Raw genomic sequence first — 24,935 nt, forward strand, 5'->3', positions numbered from 1 at the left:
AAATTCTAAAATTCAAAACTCGCTTACGCTCAAACAGTTGAATTTTTACGAATTTTTTCAATTGAATTTTCTACAATTTTTTCCAGAGGAGTTACTCACTTTACTTTTTCAGGCACTCAATTTAAATCCTTTATACACCCTCATTATCAATTACTTCAAATTTTTTTGCTTTTCCTTGTCTTTTTTGTCGATTATTTTAGCCATTATCAAGCTCACAACAGTAAGTCCTACTACCAAAATAATCGCTTGGTAGAATTCCTTGGATCCTACATTTAACACTTTATCCCCCAAATTCAAATACACAAGTGTTCCAGGAATTATTCCCAAAACCGATGCTAGCATGTACTTCGATAAACTTATATTTGTAAGTCCAAATCCGTAATTTATAAGATTATATGGAATAAGTGGAATAAGTCTGAAGATAAACAACAAAGTAAACAGTTTTGAATCTGGTGCATTTAGTATTCTGTCCCTATTTTTTTCGGAGAATTTTTCATTAATCATCTTAACAACATAATCGTGTCCGATTTTTCTAGAAAGTTCAAACATAAGCAAGCAATTCATAGCTGCTCCAATAACTGTGTAAATACTTCCCTTAACAAGTCCGAAGCTAACTCCTCCGATTAACGCTAATGCTGGCACTGGGAAGAAACCAATTGGAAGTATTGTGAACAATAAAATATACACAACCGCTCCCCATGGGCCGGATTTTTGTACCAAATTTCTGATTGAATCGTACGGAACAAATACCATTAATCCGACTGTCAATGCTATCAATAGGACTATCAAAAATATTTTTTTAAATTTTTCCATATTTCACCTACTAATTATATTTGAATTCATTGTATCGTATAAATTTAATATAATCAACTAAAAAAATGCACACAGCCTACTAAGCCATGTGCATTCCTAATATTTTTAAACTTTCAAATCAACAGAGTATTCTGTGTCGTATTTTGAAATAACTGGTTTGACGTCTTCTTCAATGAATTCAACCACTTGTTCTGGGCATCTTCCAATGTAAAGTTTGCCATCTAAAAGTGAATTCAAATCGTCTTTGTTTAAGTTAAACGCTTCGTCTTTTTCCAATAATTCTAATAAATTGTTGTCCAGCCCTTCTTCTTTTACTCTTCTACCTGCAACCATAGAATATTCTCTGATTTTTTCGTGAAGTTCTTGTCTGTCGCCGCCACGTTTTACAGCTTCCATCAATATGTTTTCAGTCGCCATGAATGGTAATTCTTCATTCACGTGAGCTTTGATTTGGTTTTCGTAAACAACAAGTCCGTCTGTAACGTTGATTGCAATTTCCAAAATACTATCCACAGCCATGAAGCTTTCTGGAACGCTCATTCTCTTGTTTGCAGAATCGTCCAACGTTCTTTCAAGCCATTGAGTACTAGCCACAAATTGTGGGTTTTGAACCAAACTCATCACGTATTTTGAAAGCGATGAAATTCTTTCGCATCTCATTGGATTTCTCTTGTAAGCCATTGCTGATGAACCTATTTGTGTTTTTTCAAATGGTTCTTCCAATTCTTTTCTGTTTTGCAAAAGTCTGATGTCGTTTGTCATTTTGTGAGCTGATTGTGCAATTGAAGATAGAACTTGAAGCACGTGGTAGTCGATTTTTCTTGTGTATGTTTGGCCACTCACGCTAACTGCGCTGTCAAATCCCATTTCTTTTACGATTTTCTTTTCCAATTGTTTTACTTTGTCGTGGTCATTGTCGAAAAGTTTCAAAAATGATGCTTGAGTTCCAGTAGTTCCCTTTACCCCTCTCAATTTCAAATTTTCTTTTCTGTAAATGACTTCTTCCAAATCCATAAGGAAATCTTGAATCCACAAAGTAGCACGCTTTCCAACAGTCACTAATTGTGCTGGTTGATAATGAGTGTAGCCAAGTGTTGGCAAATCTTTGTATTTAATCGCAAAATCAGACAAGTGTTTAATCAAAATCGCTAACTTTTTCTCTACGATTTCAAGAGCATTTCTCATCACGATAATGTCCGTGTTATCAGTTACATAGCAGCTTGTCGCTCCCAAGTGGATAATTCCAGCTGCGTTTGGACACACTTCTCCGTATGTTTTCACGTGAGCCATTACATCATGTCGAAGAACTTTTTCGTATTCAGCTGCCTTGTCAAAGTCAATGTCTGAAATGTGAGTTTGCAATTCTTCTATTTGTTCGTCTGTAATATTAAGTCCCAATTCTTTTTCAGATTTCGCCAATGCCAACCACAATCTTCTGAAAGTTTCAAACTTAACTTGTGAACTAAAATTGTGGCTCATTTCGTGGCTTGCGTATCTCGTGTTTAATGGACTTTGGTAAATATCGTTGTTCATTATTTCTCCTTGAAGTATTCTACTGCATTTCTAAAAATATTTTGCTTGTCGATATCGTAAATATTTTTGTACAAATCATCTGCGATTCTTTCAGTGTGACACATTCTTCCCAAAATCTTACCATCTCTGGACAAAATTCCTTCGATATTGTAGTCTGATCCGTTTGGAGAGATTTTGTAAGCAGAGAAAACTTGCTCATTATCCAAAAGTTCTTTGAGTTTGTCTTCTTTAATTACAAATCTTCCTTCACCGTGTGAAATCGGCATTTTGTAAGTTTTGTTCAAGTCAATTCCATTTGTCCAAGGGCTGTTATTAGTCAAGCACAATGTATCTACAAAAGTTGCAATGTGTCTTCTGTTTGTGTTGAATGTCAAGTTTGGATCGTCTTCTTGTGGTGATGTAACTTTTCCATAAGGAAGAAGTCCAGTCTTCACCAAAGCTTGGAATCCGTTACAAATTCCAATTACCAATCCGTCGTTTTCGTTCAACAAATAATCTATCGCACTACTTATTTTCTCATTTCTTAGAATATTTGCCAAGAACTTAGCTGATCCATCTGGCTCATCCCCTAGTGAAAAACCTCCAGGAATGGCAAATATTTGCGATTTTCTGATTTTTTCTGCCAAAACATCTATCGAACTCAATATATCTTCTTGGTTTCTGTTTTTGAATAGAACAATTTCCCCATCTGCTCCATTTTCTTTGAATGCATTCAATGTATCCCATTCACAGTTTGTTCCAGGAGCTGCCAAGATTACAACGTGAGGTGTATCGGTTGGTTTCTTGGATTTCATTCTACGTTGTTCGATTTTTTTGTTTTCTATTGATTTGTATTCAATTTTTTCTTTTGGTGTGAATACTTTATTTAAAACTGTAGTGTAGCCTTCTAGTAATTTTTCTGAATCTAATTTAACATCATTTACGATAATTTCATCTGCAAAATCACCGATGTGTTCGATATTTTCGTCGTCTTCAATATATTCAACTATGAAACTTCCGTACATTGGGTTGTACAAATTATCGTATTTGATATTAAAACCAGTGTTTCCTACAGATTGTTCAAAAACATTTGCCAACAAGCCTTTTTTATCCAAGGCAATCGCGGAAATAATATTTTTGTTTCTGATTTGTTCAGTGATAAAACCGAAGTTTTCTTCCAATTTTTCAAGGTTCAATGTTCCATCTTCTTCGTAATGAGTTCTGATAAGACCGATTTTGCCCTTGCCTTTCAAATCATTCGTAATGATATTGTCAACATCTTCGTGTGTAACTGCAAATGAAATCATAGTTGGTGGAACCTTGATGTCTTCGAAGTTTCCACTCATACTGTCTTTTCCACCGATTGGCATTGCTTTGAAATGTTTGGAGACAGTGAATGCACCAAGTAATGCTTTCAATGGTTTGGACCAGATTTTTTTGTCTAGCATTTTTTCGTAATATTCTTGGAATGTCAATCTGATTAAGTTTTTGTCAGAACCCAAAGCGATTAGTTTACTGATTGATTCTATAACTGCGTAGTATCCTCCCAAGTATTGAGATTGTTCGGACAAATCAGCGTCAAATCCGTAACTCATCATGGATACAGTTTTCATAATTCCATCCATAGTAGGGATTTTTGCAACCATCGCTTGAGAAGGATTCAATTGCAATTTACCTCCCATTGGATTGATAACTGTGTTTCTTCCAATCGTTGAGTCGAACATTTCTATCAAATCTCTCTTGGATGTTATGTTAAGCATTTTAACTTTGTCGTAGAACTTGTCGGCATCGTCTGATTTTCCAGTCAAAATTTCTGGAACATCTTCTGAAACCACTTCAACTTCTGCGTTTCTATCTGAACCATTTGTATTGATAAAATCGTAGCTGATGTCTGCAATTAAATCTTTATCGTAGAACATTCTCATTCTGTTAGTGTCTGTGATGTCTGCAACAACAGTTGTTTCGATGTTCTCTGCGTCTGCATATTTTACAAATTCTTCCAAATCTTTCTTAGCTATTACACATGCCATTCTTTCTTGTGATTCACTGATTGCAATTTCAAATGGTTTAAGACCTTTATATTTCAATGGAACTCTGTCCAAATAAATATCTACACCATCGTGAAGCTCACCAATCGCAACGCTCACTCCACCGGCTCCGAAGTCGTTACATTTTTTGATCAAACTTGCAAGTTCAGGAATTCTGAAAAGTCTTTGGATTTTTCTTTCTTCAGGTGCGTTACCTTTTTGAACTTGTGCGGATTCTGTTTTGATACTTGTAACTTTGTGGCTTTTTGATGAACCTGTCGCTCCACCAATTCCGTCACGTCCAGTTCTTCCGCCAAGTAAAATTACGATGTCTCCTTTTTCAGGTTCAATTCTCTTGACATTTTCAATTGGTGCTGCAGCCATAACAGCTCCACATTCCAATCTCTTAGCAACATATCCGTCATGGTAAATTTCATCTACAAATCCAGTTGCCAAACCAATTTGGTTTCCGTAAGAAGAATATCCCTTCGCAGCTTCTTGTGTAATTTTTATTTGAGGAAGTTTACCATCCATCGTGTCTTCCAATGAAGTAAGAGGATTTCCTGCTCCTGTGATTCTCATAGCTTGGTAAACGAATGCTCTACCGCTTAGTGGGTCTCTGATTGCTCCACCCAAGCATGTACTTGCGCCACCGAATGGTTCGATTTCTGTTGGGTGATTGTGTGTTTCGTTTTTGAACATCAGCAAATAATCTCTAGTTTCATAGGCGCCATTTACTTCTACGCGAACTTTGATTTTTACAGAACAAGCGTTGATTTCAGATGAAATTTCCAAATCATCAAATTCGTTTTTGCTTCTCATGTATTTGGACAAAATCGTTCCAAAACTCATAAGATTGATTGGTTTTTCTATGTTTAATTCTTCTCTAACTTTCAAATATTCTTCAAAACTGTTGTGAATTGCTTCGTCTAACTTAGTCTTACAGTCAAAGTCGATATCCAAGAAAGTGTTAAAAGTTGTGTGTCTACAGTGATCTGACCAGTAGGTATCCAAAATCTTGATTTCTGTTTCGTTTGGATCACGGTCTTCTGATTTGAAGTAATCTCTGATGTATTTCAAATCTTCGTCATTCATCGCCAATGAGTGATCGTCGACGAATTTTTGAAGCTCATCATCTTTCATATCTCTGAAACCATTGTATGTTTCGTTTTCCAAATTCTTAGGATTTTCTTGTTTCAAAGTTGTTGGAATTCCAAGCAAACTAACCTTGTGGCTGTCAACAGGATTTACCAAATATTTTTCGATTTTTTCCAAATCTTGTTTGCTGGCGCCTTCGATTTCGTAAACTGTCGATGTCTTGCAGTCGACATCTTCATCCAAAATCAAACTCAATGTATCAAGCACACCTTGTTTTCTTTGGTCGAATTGTCCTGGCAAATATTCCACAGCGATTGCGTTTTTCATATCAGCTTGTAATTTCAACGCATCTTCTCCGTAGAACACATCGTCTACAGATTTTTCGCTAAGGACTGTGTCGACAATTTTTCCCAAATTATCATCACTAATTTCCAAATCGTATCTCTTGTAAATTACGAATTTATCCAAATCAATTCCAAGTAAGTTTTCAATTTGCTTTTTCTTTTCCTTAGATTCATAATCGTATTCGTCTTTTTTTCTGACATAAACTCTTTTAACTCTAGGACCAATATCAGTTCTGTGATACATGTTTTTAAAATCCACCTTTTCTATATCTTCATAACAAGCCTTAATAACATCATCGAAATTCTTTTTAGAATTTACAATATTTAACACACGGCCGCCATTTGTAACGATTTTTCCGTCGACTTTTTTCGTTCCTGCATGGAAAACAACACTGTCCATATCAGAAATTGTAATCTCATCGCCCTTGTCGTAACTTTCTGGATATCCACCAGCACTTAGAACAACGCAAAGCGCCTTGTTGTCATTTATTTTCAAATCGACATCGGATAGCTTTCCTTCGCTTGTTTTCATCATAATATCTAACAAATCGTTGTCTATAAGTTCAAGCACAACTTGAGTTTCGGGATCTCCAAATCTCGCGTTGAATTCCAAAACGTAAATTCCATCATCAGTAATCATAAATCCAATGAACAACAACCCTCTGAAATCAATGTTTTCTTCTTTTAATCCTGTGAGAATTTTATCCAATACGCTTTTTTTGATTCTATCTACAAATACTTCTGCCTCGACATTTGGAGCGTAAGTTCCCATGCCGCCAGTGTTTGCTCCCATTTCTCTTTCGAAAATTTTCTTGTGATCCTTCGCAGTTGGAAGTGGAAGAATTGTCTTAGAATCAGTAAAGCACAACAAACTCATTTCAAATCCATCGAGGAATTGTTCGATGACAACCATGTTGTCTTTTTCTAGTACATCTTTTAAAATTTTCTTCAAATCATCAGAATTATCTACAATGTAGACACCTTTTCCAGCTGCAAGTCCGTCTCTTTTAACGACAACTTTGCCATTTTCTTCCAACAATTTATTTGCAAAATCATAAGACTCATCAAAATCTTTGGTCTCCAAATACTTAGCTGTATTGATGTCGTATTTTTCCAAGAATCTTTTCGTAAATGATTTTGAGTTTTCAAATTCAGCGGCTTTTTTTACAGGTCCAAATATTTTAAGACCATTTTCTTCGAACAAATCTGAAATTCCGTCGCACAATGGATTTTCAGGGCCAACAACTGTGAAGTCTATTTCATTTTTCTTTGCAAATTCAAGCAGACCTTGCAAATCATCCGCTTGAATATCTACGTTTTCTCCGATATCTTCAGTTCCAGCATTGCCTGGTGCGAAGAAAACTTTCCTATTTTCATCAAAAGATTTTATTTTACGTCCAAGCGCGAACTCTCTGCCACCTGAACCTACAACTAAAATTTTCATAAAACCTCCCAATTTTTAATGTTTAAAATGTCTGTTTTTTGTGAACACCATGCTAATTCCGTACTCATTGCATTTGTCAATTGAATCTTGATCTTTGATGCTTCCACCTGGTTGAATAATAGCTTTTACTCCTAATTTGTGTGCAAATTCTACGCAATCAGAAAATGGGAAGAAAGCATCTGATGCCAATACGCATCCAGTAAAATCAACGTCCGGGTGATTGTTGGCTATGTTTTCCAACGCCCAAATCCTAGATGTTTGTCCTCCACCAATTCCCAAAGTGTGAGAATCTTTTGCTAGTACAATTGCATTTGATTTTGTGAATTTAACCACCTTCATAGCAAATTCCAAATCTTTTTTGTCTTCATCACTTGGTTTTTCATTAGTAACTATGTTGTATTCGTCAACACCGAAGTCTTTGTCTTGGATTAAAACTTTTCCATTCAAATACTTAATGTCTTCTTTTACTGAATCGTTGTCGAATTTTATCTTAACAAGTCTGATGTTTTTCTTTTTAGTTAAAATTTCAAGCGCTTTTTCGTCGAAATCCTTGGCAGCTATAATTTCCAAGAAAATTTGGCTCATTTCTTCGGCACATTTTTCGTCTACAACTCCATTGATGGCGATAATTCCACCGAAGATCGAAGTTGAATCTGCCAAGTAAGCCTTGTGGTAAGCTTCTGAAACGCTGTCTGCAATGGCAACGCCGCATGGTGATTGGTGCTTCAATGCAACACAAGAATTTTCTCCCAATTCGTCAGCTAATTCCACTGCAACATTCAAATCGTTGTAATTGTTGAAGCTCATTGCTTTGCCATGAATAACTTCGCAATCAGTCAATTTGCCATTTACAAATGGGTCTATGTAAAGATTTGCACTTTGATGTGAGTTTTCTCCGTATCTAAGTTCGTCTTCTTTTTTGAAACCAAAAGTTCTGTATTTGCTGCGTTCTCCAACTTGTTCTTGGAAATATCTTGAAATAACAGAATCGTAGTAAGCTGTCAAACTAAAAGCCTTCATTGCTAGTTTTTCTCTGTATGAATTTTCCACGTTGTCGTTTTTCAATCTGTCGATAAGTTCGTCGTAATCAGAAGGATCTGTTACAACCAAAACATCCTTGTAATTTTTCGCAGCACTTCTTATCAAAGTTGGACCACCGATATCGATGTTTTCAACGATGTTGTCGTGGTCACCAGTTTTTAAAGCGTTTTGGAAATCGTACAAATTAACCACAACAATGTCGATTGGTTGAATGTTCAATTCTTCTACAGTTTTCTTGTGTTCATCATTATCTCTCTTGTACAAAATTCCACCGTGAACGTATGGTGACAAAGTCTTCACTCTGCCTTGCAAAATTTCAGGGAAATTTGTAACCTTGGAGATGTCTATTACATTTACTCCAGATTTTTCGATTTCCTTGTAAGTACCACCTGTAGATATGATTTCATATCCCAATTCTTGTAAACTTTTTGCTAACTTACCAACATTTGTCTTATCCGTTAGTGAAATTAATGCGCGCATGAACTCTCCTCCAATTTTTTTATAGCATCTTTCAAAATGCCATGTTCTATTCTCAAAACTTTCTTTGCTATCTCATCTTCCGATTTACAATCAGAAATATCCACAGACCTTTGAAGTAAAATATCTCCATCGTCTAATTTTTCATTCACGAAATGCACAGTTGCACCGCTAGTTTTTTCCTTATTAGCAAAAACTTTTTCGTGAACATGGATTCCATAACATCCCTTACCACCGTATTTTGGAAGCAATGATGGATGGATATTTACAATTGTAAACTCATTTATAATTCTCTTTGAAATTTTAGGCAAGAAACCTGCCAACACGATCAAATCTACGTTTTTTGATTTTAAACAATTTATGATTTCTTCGTCATCTTTTGAAACCAAAGTATCCACGTTGAAATCTCTCGCAAAACCAAGACCAGCTGCATTTTTGTTACTAACCACAACAACAATATCGCTTTTGAAATAATTGTCTTTTTTTGCATCCAACAGAGCTTTCAAATTGGTACCAGTACCTGAAATAAAAACTGCAATATTCATTTAATCACCTATATAACTATCGGATCTACTGGATAATCTCCATCAAAACAAGCCTTACAGAATTTGTCCATTTTGTCGCTGCTCGATTTTATCATTCCTTCCATAGAAATAAACGCTAAGCTATCTGCCCCGATTTTTTCACGGATAGCTTCGATATCCATGTTCGCTGCAATCAAATGCTTTCTGGAAGGAGTATCAATTCCGTAATAGCAAGGGAATTTTACAGGTGGCGATGTGATTCTCATGTGAACTTCTGTCGCACCAGCTTCTCTAATTCTTTGAATCAAATTAGCGCTTGTAGTTCCTCTTACAATGGAATCATCTATAAGTACAACTCTCTTTCCTTTTAATACATGTCTTAGTGGATTTAGTTTCAATTTAACAGCCATTTCTCTTTCTTTTTGAGTTGGCTTGATGAAAGTTCTACCCATGTATCTGTTTTTAACCAAACCTTGTGCGTAAGGAATGCCCGTTTTTTGTGCAAAACCTATCGCTGATGGAATCCCAGAATCTGGAACTGGAACTACCAAATCGACATCACATGGAGATTCTTCTGACAAATATTCTCCGCATCTTCTTCTGAAATTGTACGCATTAGTTCCATCCAAAGTTGCATCTTCTCTTGCAAAATAAACATATTCAAAGAAACAATGGCGTGGTTCATTTCCATCAGAATACATTGAAGAATTGGCTCCTTCTTTGTCTACAACGACAATTTCTCCAGGTTTTACATCTCTGATTTCAGTTGCTCCAACTATTTCTACAGCCGCATTTTCTGATGCAAACATGACATCTTCATCATTTTTCCCCATAACAAGAGGTCTAATTCCCAAAGGATCACGAAATGCTACAAGCTTATCTTTCAAGCACAACACAACTGCGTAAGCTCCTTTGATAAGTTTCATTGTTTTTTTGATAGCTTCAACTATGTCACCTTTGTAATATCTAGCAATCAAATACAAAATAACTTCACTGTCAATCGCTGTTTGGAACATAACGCCGTCTTCTTCAAGTCTTGTTCTTAAAATTTGGTGATTGATAAGATTTCCATTGTGCGCCAAGCTCATTTCAATTCCCTTGGCAAAAGCCATCAATGGTTGAGTGTTGTAATCGTGAGAACCACCAGCTGTCGAATATCTTACATGTCCAATTCCTACATTACCAACTAAATTATTCAAATTTTCTTCCTTAAACACATCGATAACAAGTCCCATGCCTTTTTCTCTATGTAGGTTTTCACCGTTACTAACGGTGATACCACAGGATTCTTGTCCTCTGTGTTGTAAGGAGTTAAGTCCGAAAAATAATTTCTTATTAACTTCGGACTTAGAATATATCCCTATAACTCCACACATCCTAGCCTCTCATTCTATTTAGAACTTCTTTGTAGCCTTCTGTCAAATCTCCTAAATCTCTTCTGAAAATATCTTTGTCTAATTTTTGGTTAGTGTCTTTATCCCACAATCTGCAAGTATCTGGGCTGATTTCGTCAGCTAATAAGATTTGTCCATCGTCAGTCTTACCGAATTCGATTTTGAAGTCAACTAATTTTAAGTTGATTTTCAAGAAAAATTCTTTAAGTAATTCGTTGATTTTCAAAGTTTCTTCTCTTAAATAGTCATATTCTTCTTTTGTGATAACTCCAAGAGCAATTGCGTGGTCTTCACACATCAATGGATCTCCTAAATCATCATTCTTATATGATAATTCAAAAGTTGGTTGATTTAAAACTTTTCCTTCTTCAACGCCGTATCTTTTTGCAAAAGAACCTGCAGTGATGTTTCTAACGATAACTTCAAGTGGCATGATAGTAACTTTTTTAACTCTCATATCAGTATTGTTGATTGTTTCAATGTAGTGAGTTTTGATGCCGTTTTTTTCAAGCATTTCAAAAATCATTGTAGTGATTGCTAAGTTTAGTTCACCCTTACCAGCAATTGTAGCTTTCTTTTCACCGTTACCAGCTGTTGCATCATCCTTGTATCTGATGATATATTCATCAGCCTTTTCTGTTAAATAAACTTCCTTTGCCTTACCTTCGTACAATTTTTCCATAATACCCTCCTAAAATAAAAAAATAGAGAATTCTAGATAGAATTCTCCTAAATTTTTTGACAATTATACACTTTTTTATTGGACGCAAAAATAGCTATCAATTTGCCTCTCAATTTATTGATAAGGCTTAGATCGTGATTTGTAAATCTCAAATCAAAAAGCTTACATATGAAATTTATTGAAATATCAATAACGCTCATCATTTTGCCCCCATTAAAATAATTTACAATATATTATATCACACCAACCTATAATTTTCACCATGAAATGTAAAAAAATAACAAACAATTTCACACACTACATTAATGTAAAATTATTGTAAATTATTTCTCATTCATTTCCTTTGACTTTTCTACACATGCCAATTGTCCTTGAATAACAGCATTTCTAAGTCCGTATTTCTCCAAAACTTCCACAGCTTTGATAGTCGTCCCACCCGGAGAACACACCATATCCTTCAACTCTCCCGGATGTTTACCAGTTTCTATAAGCATTTTCGAAGCGCCAAGTACCGACTGTGCAACGAATTTATACGCCATATCTCTTTTCATTCCCGTTTGCACAGCTGCATCTGCCATTGCTTCCATAAATATAAACACATATGCAGGAGAAGACCCACTAACTCCAATCACACAATCCATCAAGCTTTCATCGATTACTTCGCTTTTACCAAAAGAATTGAAAATATCCGACACGATTTTCAAATCATTGTCGTTCATATTTTCATTCGGACAAATCGCAGACATTCCTTCGCCGACAAGACAAGGAGTGTTGGGCATCACACGAAGAATTTTTCTGTCAGTTCCTGTGATTTTTTCAATATCTGAAATAGTAACCCCTGCTGCAACAGAAATCACGATAGTTTCCTTATTAATATTATCCTTGATTTCTTCCAAAACCAAAGGGATAATGTGTGGTTTTACAGCCAGTATCACAACGTCGGAATTTTCAGACGCTTTTTTGTTGTCAGTTGTAGTGTTAACTTTTAGTTTTTGGTTTAAATCTATTAATTTTCCCGCAGATTTATTTGACACGCAAATTTTATTCGCATCTATTATATTTGCATTCACAACTCCTGAAATCATGGCAGATCCCATGTTCCCAGCTCCTATAAAACATAATTTGTTCATTAGCCCCTCCAAAATTTTCCTTAGCTATATTCTATCAGATTTCAATTTTATTTATCTTGTTTTGCTTACAATCGTATAGTTTTTTCTTTTTAAATATATTATAATTTAAACATCAAGGAGTAAGTTATGGAAGAAAAAAGGAAGCTTAAATTTATTTTATATGCATTTGCACTTTTATTAATCGTGGGCGTTATTGGCTATATGTTTTTGCTAAAAGTCGACTTCATAGATGCACTATACATGACGGTTATAACCATTTCGACTGTTGGCTTCGGTGAGGTAGGCACTACTAGTAATTGGTCAGAGGTTTTCTCTATAATTATGATATTTGTGGGTGTCGGCATCGTCGGATACGCATTTACTACGGTTGTTGCTATGTTTGTAGAAGGAAAAGTTAAAGATTTTTGGAAGGGAAGTAAAATGGAAAAGAAAATAGCCTCACTCAACGATCATTACATTATTTGCGGTTCTGGTGAATTGGCAGAAGTAATAATAAATAATTTTATCGATCAAAATTTGAATTTTGTTGTCATTACGGACAAACGTGAAGATCTTGATGATTACAGTCACCACGATATTTTAGTTGTTGAAGGCATGTCAACTGAAGAAGCAGTATTGGAACACGCAGGAATCGAAAGAGCAAAGGGTCTTGTATCGACGTTGGATTCTGAAGTAGACAATATCGTTACTGTGCTAACTGCAAGAAATCTCAACAAAAATATCTACATAATCGCCAATGCAATTACTAAATCGGGAAGCGAAAAGTTGATGAAAGTAGGAGCAAATAAAACTTTGTCCGCTGTAGAAATCAGCGGCAAAAGAATGGCTTCGTTGATGACTAAGCCTAATATTATTTCTTTTTTAGATGTGGTTACAAGAATTGGCGATGTTGAATTGGATTTGGAAGAAGTCGTGGTCAAAAGCGGCTCATATCTTGAAAATAAGAATTTAATTGAAGCCCAAATCCCAAATAAAACAGGTCTGATTGTACTTGCAATTAAAACAATTGAAGATAATAAAATGATTTTCAACCCACCAGTTAACTACACTTTCCGAATTGGAGATGTATTGATTGTCCTCGGCAGAGAAGATCAAGTGGACAAATTAAAACATTTGGGCGATGAAACAAAATAAGGCTATGCAAATTGCTAGCCTTATTTTTGTGATATTTCCATGAAATTATCCCTGAAAATATAATGACTTCAATACATCTTATAATTTACTCAAATTTTGCAATATCTTTAATATCTAACCTTACTGATTCATGGTGTTCATAATTTGATTTACCAATTGCGATTATAATCACAGGAACATATCTTTCCGGGTCAAGTCCGAAAGCCTCTGCAAGTTGGTCTTCTTCAAATCCACCAATAGCATTTGTGTCGTATCCATGAGCTCTTGCAACTAGCATAAGTTGCATAGCCATCAAACTTGAATCGATTTTAACTACATCATTCATCTTTGATTTTGAATAGTTCTTGTAAACTGGCATAAACAAATCCATCAATTGTTTTTTTACATCTTCTGGCATATAACCTTTTTCGACTGCCTTACTGTAGATTTCATCTGCTTTTTCGTAGCATTGCATATCTCCAAATATCAAAATCATCGCAGATGAAGTATCATTCTGTCTAACATTAAATCTTATCAATGGACGAAGCTTATCCTTTGCTTCATCAGATTCAACAACCACAAATCTCCATGGTTGAAGATTCACTGACGATGGTGCAAGTGTTGCTTCTTCTAAAATTTGTATCATTTCTTCTCTGTCAATTTTTTTGTTTACATCAAATTCTTTTACAGAATGTCTATTAAATACAACATCTTCAAAATTATTATTCATTAAATACCCCCTATTTGTTATTACAATTTTTCTTCAATAGATTCCAAAATCTCCATTAAATCTTCAATCTCTTTTTTTGAAATAGACACTGCAACATTGCACGGATTGTCCTTGTGATTTTGCTTGCAAATTTGTAGTTCAGATTTCGCATAATCCGTGAGTGTAACTATGATTTCTCTTGCATTGTCAGCGTTTCTATCTCTTGTAACAAATCCTTCTTTTTCTAAAATTTTGAGTTGACGAGTAATCGCCGCAGGATCAATTCCTATATGTTCAGCAATCTCTGTTTGAAGGCTTTGTTTTTTCTCATCCAGATATAACAATATTTCGTATCTGGTTAAGGAAAATCCTGTACTATTTTCAAATTCTTTTGTAAGATTTTGCTCCACACATCTAAGTTTGTGCAAAGCATTACTAAATTGCTTAAGTTCCATATTTTCCCTTTACATAATTGGTTTGATTTGTTCATTCATCCAATTGGAATCCTTGAACACTGATCTTCCAACTCCTACCAAATCGCATACTCCACGGTTCAATATGTCCTCTATATCATCACCTGTTTTTACTCCTCCAGTCAAAATTACTGGCACATCTACATTTTCAAAAATTGGCTTTGCTAAAAAATCGAAGAATCCTGCTCTTTTATCATCGATTGAGAACATACACATTCCACCAGAAATATCCAGAACATCCACTCCAGCTTTTATAAACTCTTTACATGCATGTATGCTATCGTCTGTTGAAAGTCCTCCATCTAAATAATCTCCAGCTCCCACTCTTATAAAAATTGGATACTCATTTCCTACTTTTTCTCTGATTTTTCTTATAATTTCCAAATGAATTTTAATTCTCCCATCGATATCTCCACCGTATTCATCTGTTCTTTTATTAGTTAATGGAGATAAGAATTGGTTCAATAAATATCCATGAGCAGAATGGATTTCCACACCATCAAATCCTGCTTCTTTTGATCTTACTGCTGCATCGACAAATTTATCAATAATTTGTTCTATTTCTTCAACATGCAGTTCTCTTGGAAGTTCTCCTGTCGATTTCGATGGATTCTTGATAGCTGATGGTGCTACTGGTTGTTGTCCGATAACTTCTTCACTAGTAGAACTACCAGCGTGAGAAATTTGCAATATTACCGATGAACCATTGGCTTTAACTAAATTTGCAAGTTTTCTCATTCCATCTATTGTAGAATCATCTGCTATAGATGTTTGATTTTTGCTGGCTTTTCCTAAAGCATCCACAAAGCTGTGTTCAATAATTACAGTTGAAAATAATCTGTTTTTAGTCTTTTCTTCATAATAGTTCAAGATTTCATCTGTAATATGACCGTTTTCGTCAGCCTTTGCAGTAGCCATAGGCGGCATTACGACTCTGTTTTTAAAATTAATATTCTTTGATTTCAATTCTTGTGATAATTTCATGTTTACCTCCATTCGTTGATTAGTCAATATTTAATACGTCAATTATTGATGTATTAAATATAATACTAATAATATATTTTGTCAAATGTATTTTGTTAATTCTCGCATTTTAAATAATTTACTTAAGATTTCGTAGCACTTCTTTTGTTTTATCCGCATTCATGTGATGATAGAACTTGCCATTAATCATAATATTGGGACCATCTTTGCATTTCTTGAAACAGTTTTGCGTTCTTAGTCGAATTTTCCCATCAGCAGATGTTTCATTAAAATCCATGCCAAGCTCTTTTTTCACAGTCTTCAACACTTCCATTGATCCATTCTTCGCACATCTCGGTCCCGAGCAGCATACAATCTCGTATTCAACCTTGGATTCTTTGATAGATGGAATGAATTTTATAATCGTCTTGATGTATTTCTCGTCAATTTCAAAAGCTTGTGCGATTTGTTTTTGGTGACTAATCGACACACACCCAAAAAAATCCTGGCAATTTCTGATTGACACCTTCGCTCCTTCTTGGCTACCCTTGCCAAAACTTTCCACAGTTTCGTCGAGTTTTTCTTTGAAAATCAGTTCTTCATTTTTTTCTTCACACATATAATCACCCTCTTGTTTTTATCATAATTTTATTATTTGGTTTGTTTGTAATTTGATTGCTAATATCTATAAATTGATCCAGACTTCGAAACACTTGAAAAATCGCCGAACGAATTGCAAATTCCTCGTGGGTATCTGGAAGCTTCATCATGTGGTAATGATTTTTGAGAAAATCAATTCTATTTTTTACTTTCGTCATCTCTTCACCATCTGTCAAATTTTCAGAAGTTTCAATTAAAATATCCGAAATGTATTTTCCATCTGAATATTCTGGCAGAATCGTCCTCAAATCATCATACATTTCTTGCAACAAATCCATCTCCCTTTCTCTCAAACGCAAATCACGAAGTAAATCCCTGCTGTTTTCAAACAAATTGTCATTCTCAATAATCGCAATATCAATAGCCCTGTCGATGTCTGCTTCAAGCTCTGAAATCTTGTCCTCATACAACTTCACATCCAAGTTTTGAACAAGAGATTCCCCGAACAAATTCAATATAAACTTCATATCGTCATCGATGCTTTCGATCAACCTGTTTAATTTGTCTTGTCTAGTAGGAGCGTAGAAATTGGTCAACATCGCAAATCCCGTCCCTATAAACACAAGAGCCATTTCATTCAAAATAATCGATGCATCAATTTTTCCGAAAGCTAATAAATGAGTCACGATTACACTTGAAGGACCAAGTCCCAGTTCTATCTTCAATAAAAAAGACACCGGCACAAATAAAAGCAAATACAATCCGAAAACCCAAGTTTTGTATCCTATTTTTTCAAATAAGAACCCTCCAATTAAAAGAGCAATTATTGCTGATAAAGTCCTCTTCAATCCACCTTCTATCGTAGCTTTTCTAGTATCAAACACATTCAGTATTGCAATAATACCTGCCGCAGCTGCAAATTCAAGAGATAACTCTTGCGAGACAATTATCGCCAAAAGTGAAGCCAATGCAGTTTTAATAGTTCTAGATACTATCGATTTTTTCATAATAAACTCCTATATACTTTCGTTGTATTATTTATACCCAATTTGTGTTTCAAATGGTAATTTTAGCCACAATAAAAGCACCTACATTGTAGATGCTTCACAAATTTTATTTATCCTTTGATGATTGTTGATCGTGCGTATTTAGCTTCATTAAAACATTTGTATGAGGAAGAAATGTAATATCTGCCGATACATTTCCATTGTCATCCCATTTTTGTTTTTCATTTTCGTAGGTTTGCCAATTCAAATCAAATATTTCGATCTCGTCATTTTGTGTGTAGCCAGTAAGTTTGTAGAATGTTGAAAATTCGTAATTATTGTCTTCTTCAAAAGTCACATATTTAAGTTTAATATTAGATGGTGAATGAATATATGATAAATCCTCAATCGGAGCTTTCATTGCATAAAAAGATCCAATAACGTAACAAATTGCACAAATCCGCCAAATAATTGTAGATGTTCTTTTTTTTTGATGAAATGACTCATTAACAATACTAAGAAAAATAAAATGATGAAAAAAACGCGAAAAACAATTTCGCAGACAAATCCCATCATTCCTTCAACGAAAAAACCTGCGGAATGATTTACTATCAAAAAGATGCTCGCTATAGTTGCCAATAGCAGTATCGAAACGACAATACCGAATATAATTTTTCTTAGAATAGGAATATTTGCTCTATTTTCCATTATTTTCTCCGTTTTTCGAACAGTTATTTCCCGAAATGTATGTTGCTCAAATCAAACTATTCTTTATTTTACAAGCGAAAATATTACTATTGATATTTTCATAATTATATTCTACTTCTCTATTATCTTTTTCTTGTAAATATCATATTATTGTTTTGTAAATTTTGTATTTGATTTTATGATAAAATATTACAAATCAACATCGATAAAACTAAAAGCCAACGTCATAATCATAAGAAAAATCGATAAAATAGCATACAACCTCGAACCCATTAATCCAGTTCATAATTTTCCCCACTCTTATCTCAATCTGCTACCCACAAAGCATCCCATCAACGAAATCGCGCCGTAAATAAATATATAAATTGTGGCACTTTCATTCATATAAATAAGTACGTAAGGCACGAAAATCGCCATAACTAAAAGAGGGTAAAGAATGTCAAAAGAATTCTTCCTGCCACACATTATAGCATTCACAAAAGTTATAACAGGAATTACAAATAATAAAATAAACATTCCACTACCCGTATCTTTCATTAGTAATGGCAACAAATAAAAACAGATTACATTGACCATTAAATACGGGAAAAGTTTTTTAATTCTATTCATAATATCTATTCCTCATCATCAACAGATTTTAGCGATTGCAAACTATATTCTGACTTTAATTTTTTGAAAAATCCGTCAATATCATAGTTTTTATTAAAAGAAAAAGTCACCTCAATCATTGATTTGTCATCCATATCCTCGTCAATAATGTCTAGTTTTCTCACTTCAACTCCTTGTTTAGAAGTAAATTCATAAAAACTTTCCTGATTAAAATTATAAGTATCGAAAATCATTGAATATGATTTTGTAGTTTTCTTATTAACCAAATCACTAATTCCTTTCAATGAAATTAAGGTTATTAAGCATATCACAGTAGCGATGATTGCTCCCTCGTAATATCCGAAATTGCTCCTGATAACCACAAAGTTGCAGCTGTAGTAAGACCTGATACGCCATTCTTTTTTGAAGAATAGTACCAGCTCCAAAAAACCCAATTCCACTTATAACTTGCCCTGCAATCCTCGCAGTGTCCCTGGCAGTGTCAGATGAAGACTTACCAATACCGTCAATTCCAATAAGCATAATCAAACACGCCCCAACACTTACAATAATATGAGTTCTAAAACCCGCAGCCCTATTCTTGATTTCTCTCTCTATTCCAATTACAGCTCCCAGTATCGCTGCTAATATTAATCTAGTTGCTACCAAAAAAATATCCATAAATTCCTCCTTATATATTTATACCCTATAATTATTGTGAATAAGTCATTTATGGAAACTAAAATAAAAAAGACGATATTTCTATCGTCTTACGCTCTCTATTTAGAAATAATTCCGTATTGGAAATAATTCAAATTGGAATTTAGCTTATTTTTCAAATTTAATAATATTTAATAAATGATTTTATTCCCTTCCCCTAAACTAACCTTGTCTTCGCTTTTAAAAATGGATATTGGAATATCCTTTTGTCCTTATTTTCCCTATATAAAATTTTTAAAATGAGATAATAAATTACACAATTTAAAACAGAATTCACTTTTAAAAACTCATCTATATTTGAAAATCTACTTGTATTTCTATGATTATTTGCTCCATGAGTGTAGAAATTTCTTGTATCTTTTAATCTCTTAGAAAAATTAAAAATAAAATTGGTATCTTCGTCCCAATTTGGAGTTATTTCAGAAAACACAATTTTAAGTTCATCTGGAAATTCGTCTAAAATTATAGCTAATTTTTCTCTTAATGTAATATGATTTTTTTGGTTTTTATTTAAAATCGTATTTATTTTTTCTTTAACAGATTCTTCGATTCCTGAGTTATCCATAAATTTTTTTATTTTATCTTTTGCTTGTTTGAATTTCAAATCTTTATTTTGTATATTTTCTTCTTTACCATGTAAAAAATTATCATAATAAGTCTCTAACATTTTAATTTGATTTACTACAATTGTTTCTATACCTAAACTCAAATTCATGTTTTGATAATATAAATCTATGATATACTGTAAATTATCTTTTTCTTCAAACCATTCTTTAAGTAAATCTCCGTATTCGTCTTTAATATCGCTTAGTCTTAGAGAATCAGTTTTCAATTTAGGGGCTTCTTCTAATACCTGTTTGAATAAAAACCTGCCATTATATATAGGACTATGATACTTATAATCCCCATTTTCGAGTTTTTCTATTCTCATTCTGTTAATTTCATCTTCTAAATACAATTCAAAATAGGTATATTTCCCAAAAGTTTGTGTTAAAAAGTCGATAAGTCTTAGTGCCCAATTTGCAATTTCAAAAAAACTTTTAATTTCTACTTCATTGTAGTTCTTTGTGTAAATTGATATATAAGGTTTAACATTTACCTGTGCTCCTTCATAAATTCTTCTATTTATATTTTGATCGTTCTTTAAACTTAAAATAAATTTCCCATCTAATATTTCATATTTATTATTCTCAAAAAAATCATTGTTATAGTGTATAGTGATATCCTTTAAATCACCTGATTTTTCGCACCACGGTAAATCAATATCGTACCAGCTATCCAAGTAATCTATTCCAAAATTTACTTTAGTAGCCATAATTTTCTCTTCGAGTTTAAAATTATTATGTACTGGGTTCTTATCCATTACATAACCTATGTTCGCAAAATATTTTTCTACCACATAACCTGGAACATTAAAATTATGGTTACAAATAAAGCAATTTTCTAAAATGACAAACAATCCTGAGCTTAAATATCCGTAAATACGATATATATTAGTTCTAAAATTAGATCCAAATTTATTAAAGCTACCATTTAAATCTAAATTAATTCTTCCTTCTGAAATTTCTATAGTACCTGGTATTACTTTGTCTGAAATATTCATACTGTTCTTTTCAAATAAATCTTCTAATTTCAATGCCCACATTCCATTAGTCTTGTAATTGTTATTTAATCTAAAATTATTAATATTTCCCATTTAAAACCTCGATAAATATAAACAACTTTTTAAATTATTTTTTCATTTTTTGAAATAATAAATATTCTAAATTTAAATCTTCTTTTATTTCTTAAAATAATCATTTATTTAACATGTTTTCAGAATACTGTATGGAGAAGATAAAACCCTTATAATTTGCCTAGCATTTATGAATTTAATTAATATGATTTTTAGCTTTTTTAAGTTCTATATTACTTCCTTCTTTTATTTCAAGGAGTTTATTTAAGTTCATATTAATCCTCCATTTTTAGATTCGCACGATTAGTTCACGATCATTATTGTTTTTTAGCTATTTAAAGCCATTTGTATTAATTGAAAAGTTTGATTTCACACGGTTAACTCACGATTATTTTCGATTACTTTTGATAATATTATACCAAATATGTTGGTTATGCTTGTTATTATCACATTAAAATTCAAATTCTACTTTTGTGTATTTTGGCATCCCCACTTCCATCCGCATTCCGGATTTTTGTGTTCAGCTCACACAGAGCCTTTAGTCAATTCAACTTCTATTTTTATTCCTGACTTAAATTCAACAAGGATTATGTCTACTTTTTTCTCGATGCATTCACTTAGTTTTCTTAAAGGTAATTTGTATTTCGCCATAAATAGCAATTTATGTTAATTTAAGGCAACATTTATGCGTAATATTTTTACCTTTTATTTATTATCTTTATCTAATATTGGATACTTTTGAATAATTTATTCCCATGCACATTGCTTTAGTAGATATTCATTCATGTATTTGGCGGTTTTTTATTCATGTATTTGGCGGTTTTTTATTCATGTATTTGACGGTTTTTCATTCATGTATTTGACGTGTTTTAATTCAAGTATTTGACGTGTTTTCATTCATGTATTTGACGATTCAGCTTTATATTTTTCTGTATTTACTACCTCTTCCTAAAATTATCCATAAAAAAGCACCTACAACTGTAGATGCTTGCATAAGATTAATTTTATTTTCTTCTGATCCGTGGAATTACTCGATTTACTTGTTTTAAATATATTTCATATTCTTCTCCAAATTCATTTTTTAACCATTTTTCTTCTGTGTTTTTCATTAATATTGTTAAAAAAGCCCAAAATACAAATGGAAGTATTAATAAAATATAGTTTGCTGTAAATAAAAGTAGACCTGTGAATATAAATATAAATGCTGAATAAATAGGATTTCTTACTATACTGTATACTCCTGTTGTTATCAACTTTTTTTCTGTAACTTTTTTATTTATTTTCTGAACTATTACTGCTTGTATCCATAAATATATTCCTAAAAGGATCATGAATATTGCTGCTATAATAAAAAACATTTTGCCTTTAATGATTTTCCCTTGATAAATGCATCCATTGAGATGAAGCCATATCCCAGCTATTGTAAGGATTAGACATGTTATTACATATATTGGCCCGACACCGAATATCGGCATTTTAAATTCTTCTGATTTCATTGCCTGTCCTCAATTATTGTCCTAACAATTCAATAATTTCATCTTGTGCTTCTCTTCCTTCTTTAAAAAATCTCACCAATGGATAGCAGTGGCACATTCCTTTTCCAACAATAATTTCGTATGGTACGTGGTATTTTTCCATTGCTTTTTTAAAGGTTTGCGCAAAGGCATAGAGGCATTCATTTTCGCCGTAATAAAAATATGTTTTCGGAAAATCGGTAAAATCTCCTACAGTTCCATCTAACATATATTCAGGTATGTCTTCATCTCCTTTTGCGATTTCTCTTGCTGTTTTAATGTACGTCGGATCAATCATTACATCCTTGTGGTTAAGTTCTTTTAATTTCTCCCAAATTTCTTTATTTTCATCGACAGTTACATCTGGAATTCCTCCTGGAGAAACTGAAATAATCTTGCCTGGCATTGGAAGTGGTCTTCCTATGGCGTTGTTATGCAAAAAAATCCCTAGTGATAGACAAGCTCCTGATGAAAATCCAAGGACGCTGATGTTTTCTGACTTGTAACTTTCGGTCATCAGCCTATAGGCTTCAAATGATACTTCATATGTCTTATCTATCTTTACATTTTCTGAACAAAGAGGATAAAATAAAAACCATACATCTTTTCCGGTTTGTTGCATTATTCTTTCCGACAAAGCAAAGTCCAATTTGTCCGGTTGTGTTATCATTCCTCCGCCAAATAGATAAAGAACTGCGCCTTCGGAAGGAATTTGATTTTTTTGATATGAAATCAGTCTGTAACCCATAACATCTCTGTCATAAAGATAGTAATTTTTTCTCTCGGCTCTTTTCTTTGCCTTTTCTAAATCAAATACTATTTTTGCATTTTCACCTTTTGCATACTCAAGCATCTCTTCTTTGTTCTTTAAAAACATTTTTTTGACTCCGATAAGTCTTACAATTGTCGATGCAATTTTATAAGTTAAGCTCATTTTAGTCTACTCCAATAATAATAAATTAATCACAAACTTTACCAATTTCTTATTCATATAACATTGGTTCATTCTCTATCACCTGTGATAAAATAATCACAACAATCTGCCCCATTTGCTATCGTGCCTTTTCTATGTAAAACTCCATGTTGAAGACTTATCATAACCTCATCCAATTCACAGAATAGCGGCATTAATTCATGTACCCCAAGCTTTTTAGTGTATGTGCAAATAGGGCAGCGAGTAATTCTATAATAACAAGCGCCCTCATATGGTTCTCCCTCAAAATCGACCTTAAATGATGTGGGATAGAGCTTTTCTTTTTCTTCTGTATACCATTTATAATACTTAACTATATTTTTCTTATTGGCTTCTTTCCCCCTCTTAGTATTTAGATTAGTTAATGAAAAAAACCATTTGACAAAATACAGAGAGCGACGCATCATTTCCTGGATAGTCTCTGGCGGAATTTCTTTTTCGCTTGCTAAATATGGTGCAACAAATACAAGAGCGAACATCTCATTGTATGCCATGGGATTATCATCTCCGATATCATCTGCTTCTTCTACTAGTTTTCGATAAATTTTTTTGCTTTTTTTGAGGATATCCCTTGCATACTTTCTTCCATATTTTTCCACCAAAACTTTTTTCATAGGATGTTGAAACTGATAGAAATAAAAACTGTGATATTTCATTTTTATCCTTGCCTTTCTTTATCTTATCTATTTTCTTGCGATAAATACGACTTGTTGTTTTCTATCTAAATGATATTCAAAATTAAATCCCAATTTTCCAAGCATTTTTGTTAAGTCGTCGGGTGTGTATACTTCCATTTCTATCATATGCGCTAATTTTTTTACATCTCTTCTTTTCATAGATGATACTTCATTGCATATTAAAAATTGTCCGCCCTTTTTAAGCACACGATAAATTTCTTTGAAACATTCTTTTATGTCATTCCAAAAATAAATAGTTTCAAAAGCTGTTACGACATCTATGGATTCATCTTCAAAAGGAAGGCTTCTTACGTCTCTCAGCGAAATCTCGCATCTTCCAGCCTCAATCGCTTCTTTGTTTATCTCACTAGCCATCTTTACACTTGTTTCTGAGTGGTCAATTCCGTAAACTTTTTTTGCTTTAGTTAAAAAATATTCTATGTTACGACCCCCGCCGCAGCCCAAATCTAGGACAATATAATCGTTTTCAATATTTATGTAAGACCTTCCCCAACTTGCTAATTTTTCATGTCCTTTATTCATGCTTTTTAACATAAATCTGCCACCAAAATTGTCTTTCGGTTTTCTAAAATTTTCAAAAAAACGCTTAAACATTTCTCCCTCCTATTGATATCTGTTCTCACCTATATTATACCACTTTTTCTCATTTTGATTTAAGATTTTATGCAAAACAAACTGGTGTTGACGATAGATTAAGACTTCCACAACAAATTTCATATTACTTTTTTT

Annotated in this window: 24 protein-coding genes; 1 reads left to right on the top strand and 23 read right to left on the bottom strand. The window is 33.3% G+C overall.

Annotated features, from left to right (window positions below; genetic code table 11):
- Positions 1–150: 150 nt before the first annotated feature.
- From ACLUJM_RS08550 to proC, 8 genes are all read right to left on the bottom strand, one after another.
- Positions 151–813: a TVP38/TMEM64 family protein gene (locus ACLUJM_RS08550; RefSeq protein ID WP_102164341.1), complete on the bottom strand. Its 663-nt coding sequence runs from the start codon at positions 811–813 to the stop codon at positions 151–153.
- Between the two features lie 105 nt (positions 814–918).
- Entirely contained in the window at positions 919–2,346 is a 1,428-nt protein-coding gene (purB, locus tag ACLUJM_RS08555) for an adenylosuccinate lyase (protein ID WP_306479227.1), read from the bottom strand.
- Positions 2,346–7,238: a phosphoribosylformylglycinamidine synthase gene (locus tag ACLUJM_RS08560; protein ID WP_412412631.1), complete on the bottom strand. Its 4,893-nt coding sequence runs from the start codon at positions 7,236–7,238 to the stop codon at positions 2,346–2,348. Before ACLUJM_RS08560 ends, purB begins: the two co-directional genes overlap by 1 nt.
- 15 nt (positions 7,239–7,253) lie before the next feature.
- Positions 7,254–8,759, bottom strand: a complete 1,506-nt coding sequence (gene purH, locus ACLUJM_RS08565; RefSeq protein WP_094206206.1) for a bifunctional phosphoribosylaminoimidazolecarboxamide formyltransferase/IMP cyclohydrolase — start codon at positions 8,757–8,759, stop codon at positions 7,254–7,256.
- Positions 8,747–9,301: a phosphoribosylglycinamide formyltransferase gene (locus ACLUJM_RS08570; RefSeq protein WP_094206207.1), complete on the bottom strand. Its 555-nt coding sequence runs from the start codon at positions 9,299–9,301 to the stop codon at positions 8,747–8,749. Before ACLUJM_RS08570 ends, purH begins: the two co-directional genes overlap by 13 nt.
- An 8-nt stretch (positions 9,302–9,309) precedes the next feature.
- Positions 9,310–10,656, bottom strand: a complete 1,347-nt coding sequence (purF, locus tag ACLUJM_RS08575) for an amidophosphoribosyltransferase (protein WP_094206208.1) — start codon at positions 10,654–10,656, stop codon at positions 9,310–9,312.
- Position 10,657: 1 nt separating this feature from the next.
- Positions 10,658–11,356, bottom strand: a complete 699-nt coding sequence (gene purC / locus ACLUJM_RS08580) for a phosphoribosylaminoimidazolesuccinocarboxamide synthase (RefSeq protein WP_094206209.1) — start codon at positions 11,354–11,356, stop codon at positions 10,658–10,660.
- 323 nt (positions 11,357–11,679) lie between these two features.
- The gene (proC, locus tag ACLUJM_RS08585) at positions 11,680–12,486 is read right to left on the bottom strand and encodes a pyrroline-5-carboxylate reductase (RefSeq protein ID WP_094206210.1); all 807 of its coding nucleotides are present in this window, start codon (positions 12,484–12,486) and stop codon (positions 11,680–11,682) included.
- A gap of 126 nt (positions 12,487–12,612) precedes the next feature.
- On the opposite strand from proC, the gene ACLUJM_RS08590 reads away from it, so the two are divergent.
- The gene (locus ACLUJM_RS08590) at positions 12,613–13,620 is read left to right on the top strand and encodes a potassium channel family protein (protein ID WP_094206211.1); all 1,008 of its coding nucleotides are present in this window, start codon (positions 12,613–12,615) and stop codon (positions 13,618–13,620) included.
- Between the two features lie 85 nt (positions 13,621–13,705).
- Here the strand turns inward: ACLUJM_RS08590 and ACLUJM_RS08595 are convergent, their stop codons facing one another.
- The 15 genes from ACLUJM_RS08595 to ACLUJM_RS08665 all read right to left on the bottom strand — a co-directional run bounded on the left by ACLUJM_RS08595 (position 13,706) and on the right by ACLUJM_RS08665 (position 24,800).
- Entirely contained in the window at positions 13,706–14,329 is a 624-nt protein-coding gene (locus ACLUJM_RS08595) for a nitroreductase family protein (protein ID WP_094206212.1), read from the bottom strand.
- Positions 14,330–14,349: 20 nt separating this feature from the next.
- Positions 14,350–14,763: a MarR family winged helix-turn-helix transcriptional regulator gene (locus tag ACLUJM_RS08600; protein ID WP_094206213.1), complete on the bottom strand. Its 414-nt coding sequence runs from the start codon at positions 14,761–14,763 to the stop codon at positions 14,350–14,352.
- Between the two features lie 9 nt (positions 14,764–14,772).
- Entirely contained in the window at positions 14,773–15,765 is a 993-nt protein-coding gene (locus ACLUJM_RS08605) for an NADH:flavin oxidoreductase (protein ID WP_094206214.1), read from the bottom strand.
- A gap of 118 nt (positions 15,766–15,883) precedes the next feature.
- Positions 15,884–16,363 carry an NAD(P)H-dependent oxidoreductase subunit E gene (locus ACLUJM_RS08610; protein WP_412412632.1) on the bottom strand — a complete coding sequence of 160 codons (480 nt, stop codon included), beginning with the start codon at positions 16,361–16,363 and terminating at the stop codon, positions 15,884–15,886.
- 4 nt (positions 16,364–16,367) lie between these two features.
- Positions 16,368–17,351, bottom strand: coding sequence for an aromatic acid exporter family protein (locus tag ACLUJM_RS08615; protein ID WP_412412633.1), 984 nt, complete (start codon positions 17,349–17,351; stop codon positions 16,368–16,370).
- Between the two features lie 106 nt (positions 17,352–17,457).
- Positions 17,458–17,751 carry a hypothetical protein gene (locus ACLUJM_RS08620; protein ID WP_242430162.1) on the bottom strand — a complete coding sequence of 98 codons (294 nt, stop codon included), beginning with the start codon at positions 17,749–17,751 and terminating at the stop codon, positions 17,458–17,460.
- The gene (locus ACLUJM_RS08625; protein WP_242430163.1) at positions 17,748–18,038 is read right to left on the bottom strand and encodes a hypothetical protein; all 291 of its coding nucleotides are present in this window, start codon (positions 18,036–18,038) and stop codon (positions 17,748–17,750) included. Before ACLUJM_RS08625 ends, ACLUJM_RS08620 begins: the two co-directional genes overlap by 4 nt.
- Positions 18,039–18,338: 300 nt before the next feature.
- A complete protein-coding gene (locus ACLUJM_RS08630; protein WP_094206217.1) occupies positions 18,339–18,647 on the bottom strand; it encodes a hypothetical protein in 309 nt (102 codons plus the stop codon).
- Between the two features lie 5 nt (positions 18,648–18,652).
- Positions 18,653–18,913: a hypothetical protein gene (locus ACLUJM_RS08635; protein WP_242430164.1), complete on the bottom strand. Its 261-nt coding sequence runs from the start codon at positions 18,911–18,913 to the stop codon at positions 18,653–18,655.
- 4 nt (positions 18,914–18,917) lie between these two features.
- Complete coding sequence (locus tag ACLUJM_RS08640) at positions 18,918–19,307, bottom strand: MgtC/SapB family protein (protein WP_412412634.1); 390 nt, start codon at positions 19,305–19,307, stop codon at positions 18,918–18,920.
- Between the two features lie 196 nt (positions 19,308–19,503).
- Positions 19,504–21,042, bottom strand: a complete 1,539-nt coding sequence (locus ACLUJM_RS08645) for a HEPN domain-containing protein (protein WP_412412635.1) — start codon at positions 21,040–21,042, stop codon at positions 19,504–19,506.
- Positions 21,043–22,025: 983 nt separating this feature from the next.
- The gene (locus ACLUJM_RS08650) at positions 22,026–22,517 is read right to left on the bottom strand and encodes a methyltransferase family protein (RefSeq protein ID WP_412412636.1); all 492 of its coding nucleotides are present in this window, start codon (positions 22,515–22,517) and stop codon (positions 22,026–22,028) included.
- 13 nt (positions 22,518–22,530) lie between these two features.
- Positions 22,531–23,469 (bottom strand): alpha/beta hydrolase, encoded by a 939-nt coding sequence (locus tag ACLUJM_RS08655; RefSeq protein ID WP_094225121.1) that lies wholly within the window; start codon positions 23,467–23,469, stop codon positions 22,531–22,533.
- Positions 23,470–23,537: 68 nt separating this feature from the next.
- Positions 23,538–24,164 (bottom strand): L-2-amino-thiazoline-4-carboxylic acid hydrolase, encoded by a 627-nt coding sequence (locus ACLUJM_RS08660; RefSeq protein ID WP_094223797.1) that lies wholly within the window; start codon positions 24,162–24,164, stop codon positions 23,538–23,540.
- A 27-nt stretch (positions 24,165–24,191) separates the two neighbouring features.
- Positions 24,192–24,800 (bottom strand): class I SAM-dependent methyltransferase, encoded by a 609-nt coding sequence (locus ACLUJM_RS08665; protein ID WP_412412637.1) that lies wholly within the window; start codon positions 24,798–24,800, stop codon positions 24,192–24,194.
- Positions 24,801–24,935: the final 135 nt, after the last annotated feature.

The sequence above is a fragment of the Finegoldia sp. genome, assembly GCF_046991905.1.
GTDB lineage: Bacteria > Bacillota > Clostridia > Tissierellales > Peptoniphilaceae > Finegoldia.